The 18,182-nt window shown below is 60.7% G+C and carries 14 protein-coding genes; 3 read left to right on the top strand and 11 right to left on the bottom strand.

Annotated features, from left to right (window positions below; genetic code table 11):
- Positions 1–117: 117 nt before the first annotated feature.
- From PSH81_RS06735 to PSH81_RS06755, 5 genes are all read right to left on the bottom strand, one after another.
- On the bottom strand, positions 118–819 hold the full coding sequence (locus PSH81_RS06735; RefSeq protein WP_017735935.1) for an ABC transporter ATP-binding protein: 702 nt from the start codon (positions 817–819) through the stop codon (positions 118–120).
- A 1-nt stretch (position 820) separates the two neighbouring features.
- Positions 821–1,588: a high-affinity branched-chain amino acid ABC transporter ATP-binding protein LivG gene (gene livG / locus PSH81_RS06740; RefSeq protein WP_017735934.1), complete on the bottom strand. Its 768-nt coding sequence runs from the start codon at positions 1,586–1,588 to the stop codon at positions 821–823.
- Positions 1,585–2,838 (bottom strand): high-affinity branched-chain amino acid ABC transporter permease LivM, encoded by a 1,254-nt coding sequence (locus tag PSH81_RS06745; RefSeq protein WP_305392208.1) that lies wholly within the window; start codon positions 2,836–2,838, stop codon positions 1,585–1,587. Before PSH81_RS06745 ends, livG begins: the two co-directional genes overlap by 4 nt.
- On the bottom strand, positions 2,835–3,758 hold the full coding sequence (gene livH / locus PSH81_RS06750; RefSeq protein ID WP_060753800.1) for a high-affinity branched-chain amino acid ABC transporter permease LivH: 924 nt from the start codon (positions 3,756–3,758) through the stop codon (positions 2,835–2,837). The genes PSH81_RS06745 and livH overlap by 4 nt, the downstream gene beginning before the upstream one ends.
- A gap of 229 nt (positions 3,759–3,987) precedes the next feature.
- Positions 3,988–5,115, bottom strand: a complete 1,128-nt coding sequence (locus tag PSH81_RS06755; RefSeq protein ID WP_226457699.1) for a branched-chain amino acid ABC transporter substrate-binding protein — start codon at positions 5,113–5,115, stop codon at positions 3,988–3,990.
- A 355-nt stretch (positions 5,116–5,470) separates the two neighbouring features.
- Here PSH81_RS06755 and PSH81_RS06760 point away from each other — a divergent pair, with 355 nt between their 5' ends.
- Positions 5,471–5,782 (top strand): DUF2288 domain-containing protein, encoded by a 312-nt coding sequence (locus tag PSH81_RS06760; protein WP_192299297.1) that lies wholly within the window; start codon positions 5,471–5,473, stop codon positions 5,780–5,782.
- Positions 5,783–6,167: 385 nt separating this feature from the next.
- Here the strand turns inward: PSH81_RS06760 and PSH81_RS06765 are convergent, their stop codons facing one another.
- From PSH81_RS06765 to PSH81_RS06775, 3 genes are all read right to left on the bottom strand, one after another.
- Positions 6,168–8,345, bottom strand: coding sequence for a hypothetical protein (locus PSH81_RS06765; RefSeq protein WP_192299296.1), 2,178 nt, complete (start codon positions 8,343–8,345; stop codon positions 6,168–6,170).
- Positions 8,346–8,548: 203 nt separating this feature from the next.
- Positions 8,549–10,813, bottom strand: coding sequence for a bifunctional diguanylate cyclase/phosphodiesterase (locus PSH81_RS06770; protein WP_226457702.1), 2,265 nt, complete (start codon positions 10,811–10,813; stop codon positions 8,549–8,551).
- 138 nt (positions 10,814–10,951) lie between these two features.
- Positions 10,952–11,317: a YkgJ family cysteine cluster protein gene (locus tag PSH81_RS06775; RefSeq protein WP_192299294.1), complete on the bottom strand. Its 366-nt coding sequence runs from the start codon at positions 11,315–11,317 to the stop codon at positions 10,952–10,954.
- 249 nt (positions 11,318–11,566) lie between these two features.
- Between PSH81_RS06775 and PSH81_RS06780 the strand changes: the two genes are divergently transcribed.
- Positions 11,567–12,913, top strand: a complete 1,347-nt coding sequence (locus tag PSH81_RS06780; protein ID WP_305392209.1) for an MFS transporter — start codon at positions 11,567–11,569, stop codon at positions 12,911–12,913.
- A gap of 150 nt (positions 12,914–13,063) precedes the next feature.
- On the opposite strand, the gene rapA is transcribed toward PSH81_RS06780, so the two are convergent.
- On the bottom strand, positions 13,064–15,910 hold the full coding sequence (rapA, locus tag PSH81_RS06785; RefSeq protein WP_192299292.1) for an RNA polymerase-associated protein RapA: 2,847 nt from the start codon (positions 15,908–15,910) through the stop codon (positions 13,064–13,066).
- Between the two features lie 220 nt (positions 15,911–16,130).
- Here rapA and PSH81_RS06790 point away from each other — a divergent pair, with 220 nt between their 5' ends.
- A complete protein-coding gene (locus PSH81_RS06790) occupies positions 16,131–16,472 on the top strand; it encodes a hypothetical protein (protein WP_025855310.1) in 342 nt (113 codons plus the stop codon).
- On the opposite strand, the gene PSH81_RS06795 is transcribed toward PSH81_RS06790, so the two are convergent.
- The gene (locus tag PSH81_RS06795; protein ID WP_305392210.1) at positions 16,469–17,650 is read right to left on the bottom strand and encodes an aminotransferase class V-fold PLP-dependent enzyme; all 1,182 of its coding nucleotides are present in this window, start codon (positions 17,648–17,650) and stop codon (positions 16,469–16,471) included. The two genes, PSH81_RS06790 and PSH81_RS06795, sit on opposite strands and share 4 nt — an antisense overlap.
- Positions 17,647–18,117: a RidA family protein gene (locus PSH81_RS06800; protein WP_226457707.1), complete on the bottom strand. Its 471-nt coding sequence runs from the start codon at positions 18,115–18,117 to the stop codon at positions 17,647–17,649. Before PSH81_RS06800 ends, PSH81_RS06795 begins: the two co-directional genes overlap by 4 nt.
- Positions 18,118–18,182: the final 65 nt, after the last annotated feature.

Raw genomic sequence — 18,182 nt, forward strand, 5'->3', positions numbered from 1 at the left:
GGAGCGGGCTTGCTCGCGAAAGCGGCGTGCCAGCCAACAGATACTTGGCTGATCCACCGCATTCGCGAGCAAGCCCGCTCCCACATTTTTTGACCCGGTTCGTGCTGCAACCGGTGGTTAACCGCCCAGGTACGCCTCACGCACCTTGGGATCGGTCAGCAATTGCTCACCCGAACCTTCCATCACCACCCGGCCGTTCTCCAGCACATAGGCACGGTCGGCGATTTTCAGGGCCTGGTTGGCGTTCTGCTCCACCAGGAACACCGTTACACCGTCCTTGCGCAGCTGTTCGATGATGTCGAAGATCTGCTGGATGATGATCGGTGCCAGGCCCAGGGACGGTTCGTCGAGCAGCAGCAACTTGGGCTTGCTCATCAGCGCCCGACCGATGGCGAGCATTTGCTGCTCGCCGCCGGACATGGTGCCGCCGCGCTGGCTGAAGCGCTCCTTGAGCCGAGGGAAAAGGTGCAGCACCTTGTCCATCTGTTCCTGGAAGTCGCCCTTGTCGGTAAAGAACCCGCCCATGGCCAGGTTCTCTTCCACGGTCAGGCGGGAAAATACCCGACGACCTTCCGGCACCACCGCGATGCTTTTGCGCATGATCTGCGACGATTGCAGGCCCACCAGTTCCTCACCCATGTAGCGGATGCTGCCGCTGTGGGCTTGCGGCGAACCGCACAGGGTCATCAGCAGGGTCGACTTGCCGGCACCGTTGGCGCCGATCAGCGTGACGATCTCACCTTGGCGCACTTCCACGTTGACGCTGTGCAGGGCCTGGATCTTGCCGTAGAAAGTGGAAACGTTTTCGAATTGCAGCATTTTACGCTTCCCCCAAATAGGCTTTGATCACTTCCGGGTTGTCGCGGATCTGCTCCGGCGTCCCGTCGGCCAGCGGCGTGCCCTGGTTGATCACCACGATGTGATCGGAAATGCTCATGACCAGTTTCATGTCGTGTTCGATCAACAGCACGGTGACGTTGTGTTCCTCACGCAGCACACTGATCAGCGCCTTGAGGTCTTCGGTTTCCTTGGGGTTCAGGCCGGCAGCCGGTTCGTCGAGCATGAGGATGCGCGGACGGGTCATCATGCAACGGGCGATTTCCAGGCGACGTTGCTGACCATAGGCCAGGGTGCCGGCAGGGCGGTTGGCGAACTCGGTCAGGTTGACCTTGTCCAGCCAGTACGCGGCAAATTCCATGGCTTCGCGCTCGCTCTTGCGGAACGCCGGGGTCTTGAACAGGCCCGCCAGGAAGTTGGTGTTCAAGTGACGGTGCTGGGCGATCAGCAGGTTCTCGACCGCTGTCATGTCCTTGAACAGGCGCACGTTCTGGAAGGTCCGCACCACGCCCTTGCGGGCGATCTCGTGACCGGCCAGGCCCTGGATCGGCTGGCCGTCCAGCAGGATGCTGCCACCGCTCGGCTTGTAGAAACCGGTGAGGCAGTTGAACACCGTGGTCTTGCCGGCGCCGTTGGGGCCGATCAATGCAACCACCTGTTTCTCTTTCACGGTCAGGGCCACGCCGTTGACCGCCAGCAAGCCGCCGAAGCGCATGCTCAAGTTTTCAACCTTCAGGATCTCGCGGCTCATTTGCGCAGCTCCATGTGTGGACGTTGCATAGGGAGCAGGCCTTGAGGACGCCAGATCATCATCAGCACCATCATGGCGCCGAACATCAACATGCGGTATTCGCTGAACTCACGCATCATTTCCGGCAGCAGGATCATCACGATTGCCGCCAGAATGACGCCCAACTGCGAGCCCATGCCACCCAGTACCACGATGGCGAGGATGATCGCCGACTCGATAAAGGTGAACGACTCCGGGGTGACCAGGCCTTGGCGCGCGGCGAAGAAGCTGCCGGCGAAACCGGCGAACGCAGCACCCAGGGTGAAGGCGGAGAGCTTGATGATGGTCGGGTTCAGGCCCAGGGCACGGCAGGCGATCTCATCTTCGCGCAACGCTTCCCACGCACGGCCGATCGGCATGCGCAGCAAACGGTTGATCACGAACAAGGCCGCCAACGCCAGCAACAGCGCCACCAGGTACAGGAACACCACTTTGCTTACCGGGTTGTAGTCGATCCCGAAATACTCGTGGAAGGTCTGCATGCCTTCTGCGGCGCTGCGGTCGAACGTCAGCCCGAAGAAGGTCGGCTTGGGGATGCTGCTGATGCCGTTCGGGCCACCGGTGATGTCGGTCAGGTTACGCAGGAACAGTCGGATGATTTCCCCGAAGCCCAAGGTCACGATCGCCAGGTAGTCACCGCGCAAGCGCAATACCGGGAAGCCCAGCAGGAAGCCGAACGTCGCCGCCGCCATGCCCGCCAGTGGCAGGCAGATCCAGAAGCTCCAGCCCAGGTAGTGCGAGAGCAGCGCGTAGGTGTAGGCACCCACCGCATAGAAACCCACATAACCGAGGTCGAGCAGACCGGCCAGGCCCACCACGATGTTCAGGCCCAGGCCCAGCAACACGTAGATCAGGATCAGGGTGGCGATGTCGACGGCGCCGCGCGAGCCGAAGAACGGCCAGATCAATGCGGCGATGATCAACGCGATGATGATGTAGCGCTGGGTACGCGGCAGGGTCAGGAATTGGCTGACCTTGGGCGATACCAACGGCCCACGGTTGCCCTTGAACAAGGCACCGACCTGTTGGGTGAACAACACGCGCAGGAACATCAGCACCGAACACAAGGCGATGATGGTCAGGGTCACGGGACCGGTGCCATGCACTTCCAGGTTGATGCCGACAATGCTCAGCTTGAGGCCGAGTACCGGAAAGGCCACGGCCCACACCAGCAGGGCGCTGAAGAACGCCGATTTAAGATATCTGCTCATACTTTCTCAACCTCCGGACGGCCCAGAATGCCGGTCGGACGGAACAACAGCACCAGAACCAACAGGCCGAACGCCACGACGTCCTTGTACTGGTCGCCGAAGATGTCGGCGCCAAAGGCTTCGGCCACACCCAGCACCAGGCCACCGAGCATCGCGCCCGGGATACTGCCGATGCCGCCCAATACCGCTGCGGTAAAGGCCTTGAGGCCTACCAGGAAACCGGCGTTGGGGTTGATCACGCCGTACTGCATGCTCAGCAGCACCGCCGCGACCGCCGCCAGCGCGGCACCGATCACGAAGGTCAGGGCGATGATGTTGTTGGTATTGATGCCCAGCAGGTTGGCCATCTTGATGTCTTCGGCGCAGGCCCGGCAGGCGCGCCCCAGACGGGAGCGGGAGATGAACAGGGTCAGGCCCAGCATGGCCACCAGGGTGACGACGAAGACCAGGATCTGCATGTAGGAAATCAGCACTTCCTCCGCGCCGCCCGGGCCGAAGGAGAAGCTCCCAGGGATCAGGTTGGGGATGGATTTATCCTTGGAATCCTGGGACAGCAATACGGTGTTCTGTAGGAAAATCGACATGCCGATGGCGGAAATCAACGGGATCAAACGGTTGCTGCCACGCAAGGGACGATAGGCAACACGCTCGATACTGTAGCCGTAGGCACTGGTTACAACGATTGACGCGATAAACGCGGCGGTCATCAACAGCGGCAGGGAGTGGATTCCCATCATGGCCAGCCCGGCAAGGGCGATAAAGGCCACGTAGGAACCAATCATGTACACCTCGCCATGGGCGAAGTTGATCATTCCAATGATGCCGTAAACCATTGTGTAGCCAATGGCTATCAAGGCATAGGTGCTGCCAATGGTCAGGCCATTAACCAGCTGTTGGAAAAAATGATAGATCTCAGGCATTACAGCGCTCCTAAAAACCCGATACGCATTTCACTGGTGGAGTCATGTTCCGGCCCCGCGCTGTGTTCTATGAGCACATTTGCACGAAGCGTTTGCCAGCGAACCGCTGGTGACGGTTTTAAGATTTTCAGGTGAGCCAGCGCCCGGATCGCGGGTGACAGGCCCATAAACCTCGTAAAACAAAGCCCACTGCTTTCACAGTGGGCTTGTTGGACCAGTAACGCCTGGCTTACTGAGGGGAAACTTCGGTTTTTGGTTTGCCGAAGTGCCATTCGTAGACCACGAACTTGAAGTCCTTCAGGTCGCCCTTGGCGTCAAAGCTCAGGTCGCCGGTAGGGGTCTTGAACGTGCCCGCGTGGATGGCGGCTGCCACTTTGGCGGTGTCTTCGCTCTTCGCGGCAGCGATACCGCCGGCGATCAGCTCAACGGCGGAGTAGGCCGGGAACACGAACGGGCCGCTTGGGTCCTTGCCGTCAGCCTTGATGGCGTCAACGATGGCCTTGTTCTCAGGCTCGGCGTCGAACGACTTCGGCAGGGTGACCAGCAGGCCTTCGGAAGCGCCTTGGGCGATTTGCGAGATGGAGTCGTTGCCGACGCCTTCCGGACCCATGAACTTGGCTTTCAGGCCTTTTTCCTGGGCTTGGCGCAGGATCAGGCCCAGCTCTGGGTGGTAGCCGCCGTAGTAGACGAAGTCGACGTTGGCTTGCTTGAGCTTCTGGATGATCGAGGAGAAGTCTTTGTCGCCGGCGTTCAGGCCTTCGAAGACGGCAACCTTGGTGCCTTTCTTCTCAAGGGTCTGTTTGACGGCGGTGGCGATGCCTTCACCGTATTGCTGTTTGTCGTGCAGTACGGCAACGACTTTCGGCTTCACGTGGTCGGCGATGTAGTTGCCGGCCGCTGGGCCCTGGGCGCTGTCCAGGCCGATGGTGCGGAAGACCAGCTTGTAGCCACGGGCGGTGATGTCCGGGCTGGTAGCGGCCGGGGTGATCATGATGACGCCTTCGTCTTCATAGATGTCCGACGCTGGCTGAGTGGAGCTGGAGCAGAGGTGACCGACCACGAACTTGACGCCATCGTTGACCACTTTGTTGGCTACGGCAACGGCTTGTTTTGGATCGCAAGCGTCATCGTATTCCTTGGCTTCAAGCATCTTGCCATCGACGCCGCCCTTGGCATTGATGTCTTTGATCGCTTGTTTTGCGCCTACGAACTGCATGTCGCCGTATTGCGTAACCGGGCCGGTCTTCGGGCCGGCGATGCCGATCTTGATGGTGTCGGCTGCAAACGAATGGCCGGCAACCCCAGCCAGGACCATAGCGGCAAACAGTTTGGAAATCTGCTTAGTAGCCTTATTCATAGTGCTCCACTCTTGCTGTTGTATTTTTTATAGTTCTAGCGGCCTTGTGAGCTGCAGAACCGGATCGGATATCTCGGACATCCCCCCGGCAGCGGCCTGGCAACTGTACCGGTACAGTGTAGAGCGCCGGTTGATCGCTTGAAAAGCTGGCTGCTGGGGGCAAAACCCGGGCATGTCGCTTAAATGAAAGAAAAAGACAGAATCGCGGCGGGCTGATGCCAGAGTTTCGGGCAATCCTTGGCTTTTCTGACACTTTCTATCGATGACTCATTTGCAACTGGGTTTTTCTGCCTGGCTTTTTATGCGAAAGCCTCGACGTTATGATTGCGCCGATTTTTTACTCAGGTGAATTCCCATGACGCAAGAACCTAGCACCCTCTATGCCAAGCTGCTCGGTGAAACCGCCGAAATTTCCTGGAAGGAGCTTGAACCGTTCTTTGCCAAGGGTGCCCTATTGTGGGTCGACGCCGGCCTGGATTTGATCGAGGCCGCCGAAGGAATGGCCGAAGATAACCGTGACAAAGTCGCCTCCTGGCTGGCCTCGGGGAGCCTGGGCGAAGTGTCTGCGACGCGGGCATTGGACCTGGTGGAACGTGATCCAAGCCTATGGGCGGTGGTGGTTTCGCCGTGGATTCTGATCCAGGAAAGGGCAGCACAAGAAAGCTAGGCACCAAAAAGGTGCGTGTTTTTCGCCGAAGGAAGTGTGTAGCGGAGTAACCGCTGACGCCGTGATGGCATGTTGCCGTAGAGAAAGGTCACAGCGCAGGGTGACGTGCACGTCATGGGAACAGTTTTCTCGCGGCCAAAAGCGCGGGTGAATTGTTTCTTGGTGTGAATAAACGGCGGGTATCTATCAGATAAATCTGTGTGAAGCGGTGAAGCAAGGAAGTTCGTGCACCACTTCTACGCGGCAAAACGTTTCTTCCACGCCATGCCGGCGTACTTTTTCAGCCGGCACGGTAGAGCGCGTCAAACCCATGCCACAGGCCTGGCAGCGCCAGCGCATGGCACTCTGAAACAACGACGGCGCCGATGGGCGCCGTCTCAAGGCGTCAGGCCGTTTTACCTGTGTGGTTATTCAGCGAAATAACCTTGGTCTTGCCGATGCGGTGACGGTAGATCTCGCGCAGGTACTTGATCGCCTTCTTCACACAGTCCCGCGACAGACGGATGTCATTGATCGACACGAATTTCTCTTTGTCGTTGATCAGTTCGCGGTACTTCTTCTCATACATCGGCTTGATCGCGTACCAGTTGGTATCGAGGATCTTCGCCGGGTTTTCAAACTCGTTGAGCAACTCGTCGATGCGGTCTTCGTCGAAGTCCTCGTGGATGATGAAGTCCAGGATCGAGTTGTCCAGCGTCTCGTCGAAGCGGTATGGGTTGCGCGCAAAGCAGCGTTTGATAAACGCCACGATCAAGGTCAGGAAGTCGTCCGACAGGCATGGGCTCTTGGCGATCAAGGTGGTCAGCGACAGGTTGGCCGAGGCGCCGATCACCAGGGCATAGCGCTTGAGCGTGGTATTGGGGAACAGGCTGTTGAGGTGGGTCTTGAGCCGGTTGAGGTCCATGTAGGACAGTTTGTAGTCCTTGGGCAGCGAGACGATCGACACCACCGACGAGCAGTTCTTGAAGAAGTGCAGGTCGTGCAACGCCGCAGCGTCGTAGCCGGAGTTCTTGTACTGCTCCAGGGACGCTCTGTAGCGCTTGGATTCAATCGGCAGCAAGCTGATGCCTTCGATGGCCTGGGTGACCTTGTTGAAGTGCGGCAGGTCGATGGAGCGGAAGAACAGGTCGTCGATGTTCAGGCGCTGCGGTTCTTTGTCGAACACCTTGAACTTGTCGTTGGACGGCGCCGGGGTTTCCGGCACCACCGACTCGGCGTAGGCAATCGCCACCGGCCCGGCCAGACTCATAAACAGGTCGTTGGCATCCAGGCGGATGGTCTCGCCGATGTCGATACCGGCGCGGCGGAAGTAGTTCTGGTCGTAGTCGGTGGTCACCGCCTGGGCGGTGAGGATGTTGAAGATCTGCTGGGAAATATACTGATTGGCGTGTTTTTCCATGGCATTGACGTCAATGTTCTGGATGTTGCCGTCATCGCTCTCTTCGGCGTAGCGCATGATGTCGTTGGAGATCAGCATCATCGCGTTCCATGGGCGGATTCGCCCCTTCACGCTGGCCTCGCTGCTGTCTTCATTGGCGAAGTTGTATGAGAAATCCCATTCTTCCGACAGATACTTGCAGAGCAAACGCCCGGCGTTGATATGCAGTGCCTCGGACATTTCGCTGCGGTGGTCGGAGATGTTCGGCAGCACGCAGATGCCGCTGGTGAAGATCGGCTCGAACACAAACGCGTGGCCGCTCTTGCTGTCGTGCTCGTCGGCGGGCTTGGTGTCGAAGGTCTTGTTCATGTACGAGTGTTGCTGGGCCAGGCCGAATTCCGAGGCCATGCCTGAACCTGTGCCGCCGCCGGCGCTGAAGATCGAGAAGTACAGGCGCGATTGGTTGGCCTTGATGCCGCAGGAGTCGATCAGGTACGAGTGGATCATTTTCCAGTCGGGGCTGGAGAAGCGCTGGGTATCTTTGTTGAGGATGATCTTGGCCAGGTACTGGCCGAGGATCGGCGCGTTACCCGCGCCACCGGCATGCACCTCCGACAGGTCCATGATTTTCATTTTGCTGTAGTCGCGCAGGAACCCGCTTTTTTCACCCTTGCGCGAGAAGCGGATGCGCCCGGCGATGTCCTTGTCCAGGTCGCCGAGCATCACCAGCGGTTCCACCAGGAACACCGGCTTGCTGGCCTTGCCGCCGCCCAGGCGCAGGTTGTTGCGGATCCACTGCGCCGGGCTGTAGCCCTTGTCCGCCGATTTGTCTTCGTTACTGAACTCATTCAGGTAGAACTTGCGCGCGTTGTACACCAGCTCGGCCACGTCCAGCGCGATGTTCGAACCGCAGCGCCCCAGACCGATCAGGCAGACCGAAGGAAATTCCTGCTCGTTGCGCGGGTCGCCGTCGCCTTCCTGCTGGGGCAGGCGTGGGAACACCATGTCGCGCAGGCCGTCGAGGTTGTCGAGGATGCGGTCGGTGTTGGTTTCGGTGAAGTACAGGTATTGCTGGGTGGCCAGCGGGCGGGCGCTGCTCAATGACTTTGAACCTGGGGATTTTTCCACAGGTGCTGTCGGCAACACGTCGGGGACCACGGTGGCAGAGTTATTTTTGGAAGTCATTGGGCGCCATGTACCTGGACGGATGGCTGGAGAATTTCAAGGAGCCATCACTGAATGGGAGTTCGCGACTTTGCAGCGCGTCTTCGTCCGGGATGTGAAAATTAACCCTGCGTTCTCAAGGGAAAACGTAGCCGGACTCTGATGAATCGGCCGTTGGTCGGGTTTCTTTAAGCAAATGATGGCGAAATGCCAAAGTTTCGACGTCAGCGGATTGGCCGCACCACCGAGGTGGAACCGGCACGGCCGGGGGAGGGCGCCTTGGGGGCGCAAATGTCCGTCGCGCCCGCCGCGCTCAACGCATGCAGCGGGTTGTGCCTTTCAATGCCTTGGATCACGCCGATGATGTCGGCGGCGCACACCGCCGGGCTGAGCAGGTAGCCCTGGACGAAATCGCAGCCATGCTTGAGCAGCAACTCGAACTGCGCCTGGGTTTCCACGCCTTCGGTGACCACCTGCAGGTGCAGGGTGTGGGCCATGCCGATAATCGCCTGGACGATCTCGATGTCGGCAGTGGATTTGGGGATGTCCTGGATAAACGAGCGATCAATCTTCAAGGTATTGAGCGGCAGGCGCTTAAGGTAGGCGAGGGAGGAATAGCCGGTGCCGAAATCATCGATGGCCAGTGAAACACCCAGTGCACGGATCTGGCGCAGCAGCGCCAGGGTGCTGCTGATATTGCCCATCAGCGCGTTTTCGGTGACTTCCAGTTCCAGGCGGTGGGCCGCTACACCGGCGAAACGCAGTGCGTCTTCGATTTCATCGGCCAGTTCGTCGCGGGCCATGTTCAAGGCCGAGCAGTTCACCGCCATGGTCAGTTCGTAGTAGCCCCGGTCAGACAACAGGCTCAGATCGTGACAGGCCTGGCGCAACACCCAGTGGTCCAGTTCGGCAATCAGGCCGTTGCTTTCGGCGATCCCGATAAACCGGTCCGGAGCCAACAGGCCGTGTGTCGGGTGTTGCCAGCGCACCAAGGCCTCCAGGCGCGAGACTTTGCCCAGTTTCATGTCGAAGATCGGTTGGTAGAACAACACCAGCTGGTTTCTGGCCCGCAGTGCGCCACGCAGCTCTTCTTCCAGTTGCAGTTCGAGAAAGGCGCGGGTTTTCAGGTTGGAGCTGAAGAAGTTCAGGGTATTGCGGCCGCTGTCTTTGGATTGGTACAGCGCCAGGTCAGCGGTTTTCAGCAGCTCTTCGCAGGTCTGCCCATCGTCCGGGAACAGGCTGATGCCGATGCTGGTGGTCATCACCATGCGCCGCCCGGCCAACTCTATCGGGTCTTTCATCTTCTGCATGATGCGCTGGGCCATGTGCCGCGCTTCGTCACGGTGGTGGATGTTGATCAGGATGCAGAACTCGTCGCCGCCAAACCGCGCAACCACGTCTTCATGGCTGCGCACCGACCCTTTGATATGCCCGGCGAGGACGCTGAGCAATTGGTCGCCGGCGTCGTGGCCGAGGCTGTCGTTGATGCGCTTGAAATGGTCGATATCAAGGAAAATAACCGCCAACATGCCGTTTGATGCGGTTTTTTCAGCGACTTTTTCCGCAAAGATCTGGTTGAATCCGCGCCGGTTGAGCAGGCTGGTCAGGGCGTCAAAATGCGCTACTTGCTGCAGCGAGGCACGGGCCTGGTCCAACTCGCTGAGCAGGGCGTTGACTCGGCGCAGGTCGCGCTCCTTGTGTTGCAGCTTCTTGTCCGCCAGCGCCGCGCTGACGCTGCTGCCGATCACCAGCAAGGTGATGACGGCGACCGACAGGCCGAGTTGGATGGGGTTGTTGTTCAGCGGCAGTGAGAGGTCTGCGCCGGTGGGCACGATCAGGCGCATGGCCGCCATGCCGGTGAAGTGCATGCTGAGGATGCCGGCGCCCAGCACCAGGCTGGCCGCGTATTTGAGCAGTTGGTGAAACACCCCGGCGCCGTTGCGCAGGTAGCTCGACAGCAGCAGCGCCGCAAGGCTGGCACCGATGGCGATGCCAATCGAGGCCATGAACAGTGCTGACTCGAAGTACGCCTGGGCCTGGGAGCGCATGGCGGATATGCCGACGTAGTGCATCAGGGCGATGCCCAGGCCCATCCATACCGACGCCAGCAGATACTGGTGCAAGCGCAGCCGGGGATGACTGAGGGTTTGCATGGCGAACAGCGAGGCAATCATGGCGATCAGCAGCGAAATGAAGGTCATGAACAATTCGTGGTGAATCGCGATGGGCGCCTGGAAGGCCAGCATGCTGATGAAGTGTGTGGACCAGATACCACCGGCCAGGCAACCGGCACCGAGCCAGCGCCAGCGGCGACGTGCAGTAGGGTCTTCGACGTGGCCGACGCGCTCGGCCATATCGAGCGTACCGAAACCGGCCGCACAGGCGACCAGGTAGGCCAGTAGCACCAGGAAGGGGTTATGACTGCAATTGAGTAATAAATGCCCGTTCGCTGGAAGCTCGGTAAAAAAATTCAGACCAAGCCATTCCATAGCGTGCCCCATCATAGAGTCTCGTCACTGCCTACGGCGATGACCTATGCAGTCGAGTATAGAAGCCTTGCAGGATTCGCCATGAATAATGGCACTTTGCTCTGAATGATTTTGGCATGCCGGCCATAGCGTTTGATGCTAAGCGCTGATGGGCAGATCCAGCTCGAAGGGCGCTTCCAGGGGCGGCAGGCCGAAGGCGGCGCGGGCTGCATCGCAATCGGCGTTGTGCACGCCCTCGTGCCAGGACGCTTCAAATTCGCGGCAGGTACTCGAGCGTTGCGTGTAGATCGAGCAACTGGTGCCCTTGCCCACTTCACCTTCAAGGCTGCAGCAGCGTACGGGTTTCTGGTCGGTGCCGATCATCGCCACGCGGGTCGGGTTGATCTGTACCACCAGATCGTCGGGTACCGTCCCTCCGGACGAGGCGCACTCACCCCAGAAAAAAGACACGCGAAAGTGTGAACAGCAGGCACCGCAACTCAGGCACGGACTGGCTTCGGACATGGGCGTCATCGATAAGAAAGTAAGAGGGGGACTACAGGAAGGCTTGCCATTCTATCTGCGCCATGGCCGTTGGGAAGAGGGGAGCAGATATATATTTTCGTAGGGAAAGTCCCATGAAACCGGGGGAAATCATGCCCTATCAGCTTTACGAATCATTACAGACAAGCGCTGCCAGCCCCACTATGTTGCAGGGACCGGGCAGGATGCATCGGGCATCGCAGCTCTCATAACAATAAAAGAGACGGACCCATGCAGAACTCGACCCAAGCGGCGAATGCCTGGCGCATTCTGTTCCTGCTGTTCCTCGCCAATTTATTCAACTTCTTCGATCGCACCATTCCCGCGATCATCATCGAGCCGATCCGCATGGAATGGCACCTGAGCGACTTCCAGCTCGGCATCATCGGTACCGCCTTCACCATCGTCTATGCCATCGCCGGCCTGCCCCTCGGGCGCCTGGCCGATACCGGTTCGCGCAGCAAATTGATGGGCTGGGGCCTGTTCGCCTGGAGTGGGCTGACGGCGGTCAATGGCCTGGTCGGCAGTTTCTGGAGCTTTTTGCTGGTGCGCATGGGCATCGGTATCGGCGAAGCCAGCTACGCCCCGGCGGCCAACTCGCTGATCGGCGACCTGTTTCCTGCCCATCGCCGTGCCCGGGCGATGGGCATTTTCATGCTCGGCTTGCCCCTGGGCCTGTTGTTGGCCTTCTTCACTATCGGTTGGATGGTCAAGGCGTTCGACAGCTGGCGCGCGCCGTTCTTTATCGCCGCCGTGCCGGGGATGATCCTTGCGGTGTTCATGTTCTATATCAAGGAGCCCAAGCGCGGCGCCGCTGAAACCGTGCAAGTCTCCCAGGCGCGCGTCGACCGCCCGATCCGTCGCGTGCTGGCGGTGCCGACGTTCCTTTGGCTGGTGCTGGCCGGGCTGTGTTTCAACTTCGCTACCTATGCCTGCAACTCGTTCCTGGTGCCGATGCTACAGCGCTACTTCCTGATGCCATTGCAGGATGCAGCGGTCGCCACGGGCGTGATTGTCGGCCTGACCGGCTTGGTGGGCCTGACCCTGGGCGGTTGGGTGGCCGACAAGATTCATCAGCGGGTTGCCAACGGCCGCCTGCTGTTCGCGGCGTTCAGCCTGATCATTTCCACCGTCACCACGGCCTGGGCGTTGCACGCCGGGCGTATCGAGATCGGGGTGTTCGTGGCGTTGTTCAGTGTGGGCTGGCTGTTTGCCTATAACTTCTACACCTGCGTGTACACGGCGATTCAAGACGTGGTCGAGCCGCGTCTGCGGGCCACGGCGATGGCGCTGTTTTTTGCCGGGTTGTACTTGCTGGGCGGCGGCATGGGGCCGATCGTGGTGGGGGGCTTGTCCGATCATTTCGCCCATTCGGCGATGTATGCGGCGGGGGCGGAGCAGATGACCGAGGCGTACAAGGCAGTGGGGTTGCATGACGCCATGTATCTGATCCCGGTGGCGCTGTTGCTGACCATGCTGTTTCTGTTCCAGGCGTCGCGGTGTTTTGTGCGTGATGCCAAGAAGATGAAGGAGGGGCTGGGGGGTATTGAGGTGCCGGCTTCGGCGGTTACAGCTTGAGACCGCGGTGACTTCATCGCAGGCAAGCCAGCTCCCACATTTGGCTGCATTCCAACGTTGGAACTCGGTCAACTGTGGGAGCGGGCTTGCCCGCGATGAGGCCCTCAAGGCATATAAAGAAGGCCCGCATTGCGCGGGCCTTCTTTATTACTAGCCTGCGACCAGGACTCGAATCGCTTCCAACCGCAGCGCGGCTTTGTCCAGCATCGCCAAACCTTGCTCGCGCTGATTGCGCAACGCCACCAACTCACTGTCACGCACGGTTGGGTTGACCGCTTGCAACGCGGTCAGGCGTGCCAGTTCTTCGTCGGTGTCCGCTGCCAGGCGACGCTTGGCCTCGGCCACACGCTCGGCGTGCTGCGGGGTGATCTTCTCTTCGCCGGCGTTGATCCGTGGCGTCAGCTGGTCGCGCTGGGCCTGGATAAACTTGTTGGCGCTGGCCCGTGGCACGCTTTCCAACTGGTCGTTGAGCGTCACGAACGACACACGGCTCGACAGGTCATTGCCATTGGCATCCAGCAAGCAGCGCAAGGCGGCCGGCGGCAGGTAGCGGCCCAGTTGCAGGGCGCGCGGTGCGACCACTTCGCTGACGTAGAGCAGTTCCAGCAACACGGTGCCCGGTTTCAGCGCCTTGTTCTTGATCAGGGCCACGGCGGTGTTGCCCATCGAACCGGACAGCACCAAGTCCATGCCGCCCTGCACCATCGGGTGTTCCCAGGTGATGAACTGCATGTCTTCACGTGACAGTGCCTGGTTGCGGTCGTAGGTGATGGTCACGCCTTCGTCGTCGCCGAGGGGGAAGCTGGCGTCGAGCATTTTTTCGCTCGGCTTCAGGATCAGGGCGTTTTCCGAATGGTCTTCGCTGTCGATGCCGAACGCATCGAACAGGGTTTCCATGTAGATCGGCAGGGCGAACTGATCGTCTTGCTCCAGGATGTCCTCGACCAGCGCGTCGCCTTCCCCGGCACCGCCGGAGTTGAGTTCCAGCAAGCGGTCGCGACCGGTGTGCAGCTCTTGCTCCAGGCGCTCGCGCTCGGTGCGGGCTTCGTCGATCAGGGCTTGCCACTCGCCGTCGTCGGCTGCTTCCAGCAGCGGCAGCAGGCGTGGGCCGAACTGATGCTGCAAGGCGTTGCCGGTCGGGCAGGTGTTGAGGAATGCATTCAGCGCCTCGTTGTACCACTGGAACAGGCGCTCTTGCGGGCTGGTCTCCAGGTACGGCACGTGCAGTTCGATCACGTGTTTCTGGCCGATCCGGTCCAGACGGCCGATCCGCTGTTCCAGCAGGTCCGGGTGAGACGGCAGGTCGAACAGCACCAAGTGGTGGGAGAACTGGAAGTTGCGGCCTTCGCTGCCGATCTCGGAGCAGATCAGCACCTGGGCGCCGAACTCTTCATCGGCGAAGTAGGCGGCGGCGCGGTCACGCTCGAGGATGTTCATGCCCTCGTGGAATACCGTGGCCGGAATGCCGGAGCGCACGCGCAGGGCGTCTTCCAGGTCCATGGCGGTTTCAGCGTGGGCGCAGATCACCAGGACCTTGGTGCGCTTGAGCATTTTCAGCTGGTCGATCAGCCATTCGACCCGTGGGTCGAAGCGCCACCAGCGGTTTTCTTCCTCAATGTCCGGTTGCGCCTGGAAGCTGACTTCCGGGTACAACTCGGCGTGCTCGCCCAGCGGCAATTCGAGGTATTCGTCCGGGTTCGCCAGCGGGTAGGCGTGCAGCTTGCGCTCCGGGAAACCCTGCACGGCGGCGCGGGTGTTGCGGAACAGCACGCGGCCGGTGCCGTGGCGGTCGAGCAACTCGCGCACCAGGCGTGCGCTGGCTTCGGTGTCACCATCGTTGACGGCGGTGAGCAGGGCTTCGCCTTCGTCACCGAGGAAACCCTGGATGGTCTTGTGGGCGGCTGGCGACAGGCGGCCCTTGTCCATCAGTTCCTGCACGGCTTCGGCCACCGGGCGATAGTTCTCGCTCTCGGCGCGGAAGGCGGCCAGGTCGTGGAAGCGGTTCGGGTCCAGCAGGCGCAGGCGGGCGAAGTGGCTGTCCTGGCCCAATTGTTCCGGGGTGGCGGTCAGCAGCAGCACGCCAGGAATCACTTCGGCCAGTTGCTCGACCAGGGCGTATTCGGCGCTGGCCTTTTCTTCGTGCCAGACCAGGTGGTGAGCTTCGTCGACCACCAGCAGGTCCCAGCCGGCGGCGAACAGCGCGTCCTGGGCCTTCTCGTCGTCCACCAGCCATTCCAGTGCCACCAGGGCAAGCTGGGTGTCTTCGAATGGGTTGGCGGCATCGCTTTCAATGAAGCGTTCTTCGTCAAACAGCGCAACCTGCAGGTTGAAGCGGCGGCGCATTTCCACCAGCCATTGGTGTTGCAGGTTTTCCGGGACCAGGATCAGCACGCGGTTGGCGCGGCCCGACAGCAGTTGGCGATGGATCACCAGGCCGGCTTCGATGGTCTTGCCCAGGCCTACTTCGTCGGCCAGCAATACCCGCGGCGCGATACGGTCGGCGACTTCACGGGCGATGTGCAATTGGTGGGCAATCGGTTGCGCACGCACGCCACCCAGGCCCCACAGCGAAGACTGCAATTGGCGGCTGGTGTGTTCCAGGGTGTGGTAGCGCAGCGAGAACCAGGCCAGCGGGTCGATCTGCCCGGCGAACAGACGGTCGCTGGCCAGGCGGAACTGGATGAAATTGGAGAGTTGGGTTTCCGGCAGGGTGACCTGCTCGTTCTGCCCATTGAGGCCGTGGTACACCAGCAGGCCGTCGACGTCGTCGACTTCCTGCACGGTCATTTTCCAGCCTTCGAAATGGGTGATGGTGTCACCCGGCGAGAACCGCACGCGAGTGAGGGGCGCATTCCGTAGCGCATACTGGCGGGTGTCGCCAGTGGCCGGATAGAGCACGGTCAACAAGCGGCCGTCCTGTGCCAGAACGGTGCCTAACCCCAGCTCTGCTTCGCTGTCACTAATCCAGCGTTGCCCCGGTTGATACTGCTGCGCCATGCTGCCTGACTCCCGCCGTGAAAAAGCCGACTATCTTAACGGAACACGGCCCTCAGCCAAAGAACTCCTGACAAAAACTACTCCGTTTGAGTGGCTGCCCGGAAGTCGGATCGACGGGTGGCGGGCACTTGGGAGTGTCGACTGGGTCACAGCTTGGCGAGTGTAGGCTCAAGTCGCCCGCAGGCGCGCCGACAGCCTGTTGATCAGGAGAACAAACCTTATGCTGCCACCCATGCTGCCCGTCAGCGTTGTGCCGGTCACGTCACAACTCGATCCGGTACGCCAGAAACCGGATATTCCGCCCGTGGTGCCAGTTCAGGCGGGCTCCAACGAAAGCACCATCGACCTGAAGAAGGGCGATGCCGAGCAGTCGACCTTTCTGCTGCGCGAAGAACAACGCCGCCAGCAAGAGCAGCAAAAACGCCGCCGCGAAGCCGATGAAGATCCGGAGCAGCACCTGGCCATTCCGGGCGACCTGCTCAACGCCGACAACACCGTGCCGGTGGTGCCGCTGATCGAAGACGCGCCGCGCCAGGGCTTGTGGGTGGACGTCGAGGTTTAGCCGCGCAATTGCTCCAGGGCTACCAGCAACCGTTCGACGTCGTGTGTGTTATTGAGCGGGCTGACGGAAACCCGCGCAATGCTGGCCAGGCCGCGCGCCTGCATGTCCAGCGGGGTGTACGCCACGTCATTGGCGCCGATATTGATGCGCTTGAGGCCCAATTGCCGCTTGAGTTCGAAGGCGTCCCAGCCGGCGAGGTTGAAAGCGATCAGCCCGGATTGGCAGGTGCCCAGGTCGTGCAGGGTAATTCCTGGAATCTGACGCAGCCCTTCGCGGATTCGCTCGCTGACCTGTGAGACCGTTTCCCATACCCGCGCAATCCCCAACTGATTGATTTCCTGCAACGCATTGCCCAATCCCGCCAATAAGGCGTAGGACGCTTCGCTGGTTTCAAAGCGGCGGGCGTCGTTGCGCAAGTCGAACCCTTCGGTTGTCCACGGTGCAGAAAATACATCGCGCTGGGCCGGGTTCAGTTGCTTGAGAAAGTCTGGTCGCACATACAACAGTGCCGTGCCGCGTGGCCCGCGCAGGTGTTTGCGCCCGGCCGACTTGAGCACGTCGCAGTGCAGCGCCTGCACATCCACCGGCACTTGGCCGACGGCTTGGCCGGCATCGATGAAGTAAGGGATACCGTGCCTTCTGGCCACTTCGCCGATGGCCTGGGCGGGGTTGATCAGGCCGCCGTTGGCGGGCAGCCAGGTGAGGTCGATCAGCCTGACCTTGGCATCGATCATTGCTTCCAGCGCCAGCGGACAGACCGCGCCGGTTGCGTCGCAGGGGATGACTTCTATGCGGGCACCGGCTTGCACTGCCAGTTGCATGCTCGCCAGGTTGCCGCCCCATTCATGACGCCCCACCAGGATACGGTCGCCCGGCTGCCATGGGGCCAGGGCCTGGAACGCCATGTTCCAGGCGGCCGAGCCGCTGCCGGCGAAGGCGATGGATGCGGTGGGCGCATTGAGCAATTGCCCGGCGGCGTGACGGGCGTTATCCAGCAGTTGCGCGCCGTACTCGCCTGCCTCCATCGGCCCGTCGCGGGCCTCGCGGTGCAGTTGTTCGATGATGGCATCGAGGGTGGCCTGGCTCGGTAGCGATGCCCCTGCGTGATTGAAGTGCGCGATGCCGGACTGGCAGCCGGGGGTGGCGTCGCGCAGCGCCTGGATGTTGAGCGGGCTCACGGGCGTAGCTCGAAAATGGCGTCAATCTCCACCGCCACACCGGCGGGCAGGCTGGAGACACCCACGGCGGTGCGCACATGGCGGCCTTTTTCACCGAGGGCGTTGACCAACAGGTTCGACGCGCCGTTGGCGACCAGGCTCTGGCGCTGGAAGTCGCCGCTGCTGGCGATGTAAACGCCCAGGCGCAGCGTACGAACCAGCTGTGACAGGTCATCCTCCAGTGCATCGCCCAATTGCGCGAGCAGGCTCAACGCCGCCAGTTCTGCGGCGTGGGCGCCTTCTTCATCGCTGAGGGATTCCCCGAGGCGGCCGACATAGGCAGGTTGGCCATCGATCAGGGGAATTTGCCCGGAGATCAACAGCTGGTTGCCACTGATGACATGGCTGATGTAGTTGGCCGCCGGCAGGCTGGGCGTTGGCAGCGTGAGGCCGAGGGTGTGTACGCGTTGGCGCAGGGAGTCGCTCATGATCCATCCTCAAGGGTTAGGGAGGACTGATCATGTTGCTCGGTCGGATTGGCGACAAACGGATA

It is taken from the genome of Pseudomonas sp. FP2335 (assembly GCF_030687535.1).
Taxonomy (GTDB): Bacteria; Pseudomonadota; Gammaproteobacteria; order Pseudomonadales; family Pseudomonadaceae; genus Aquipseudomonas.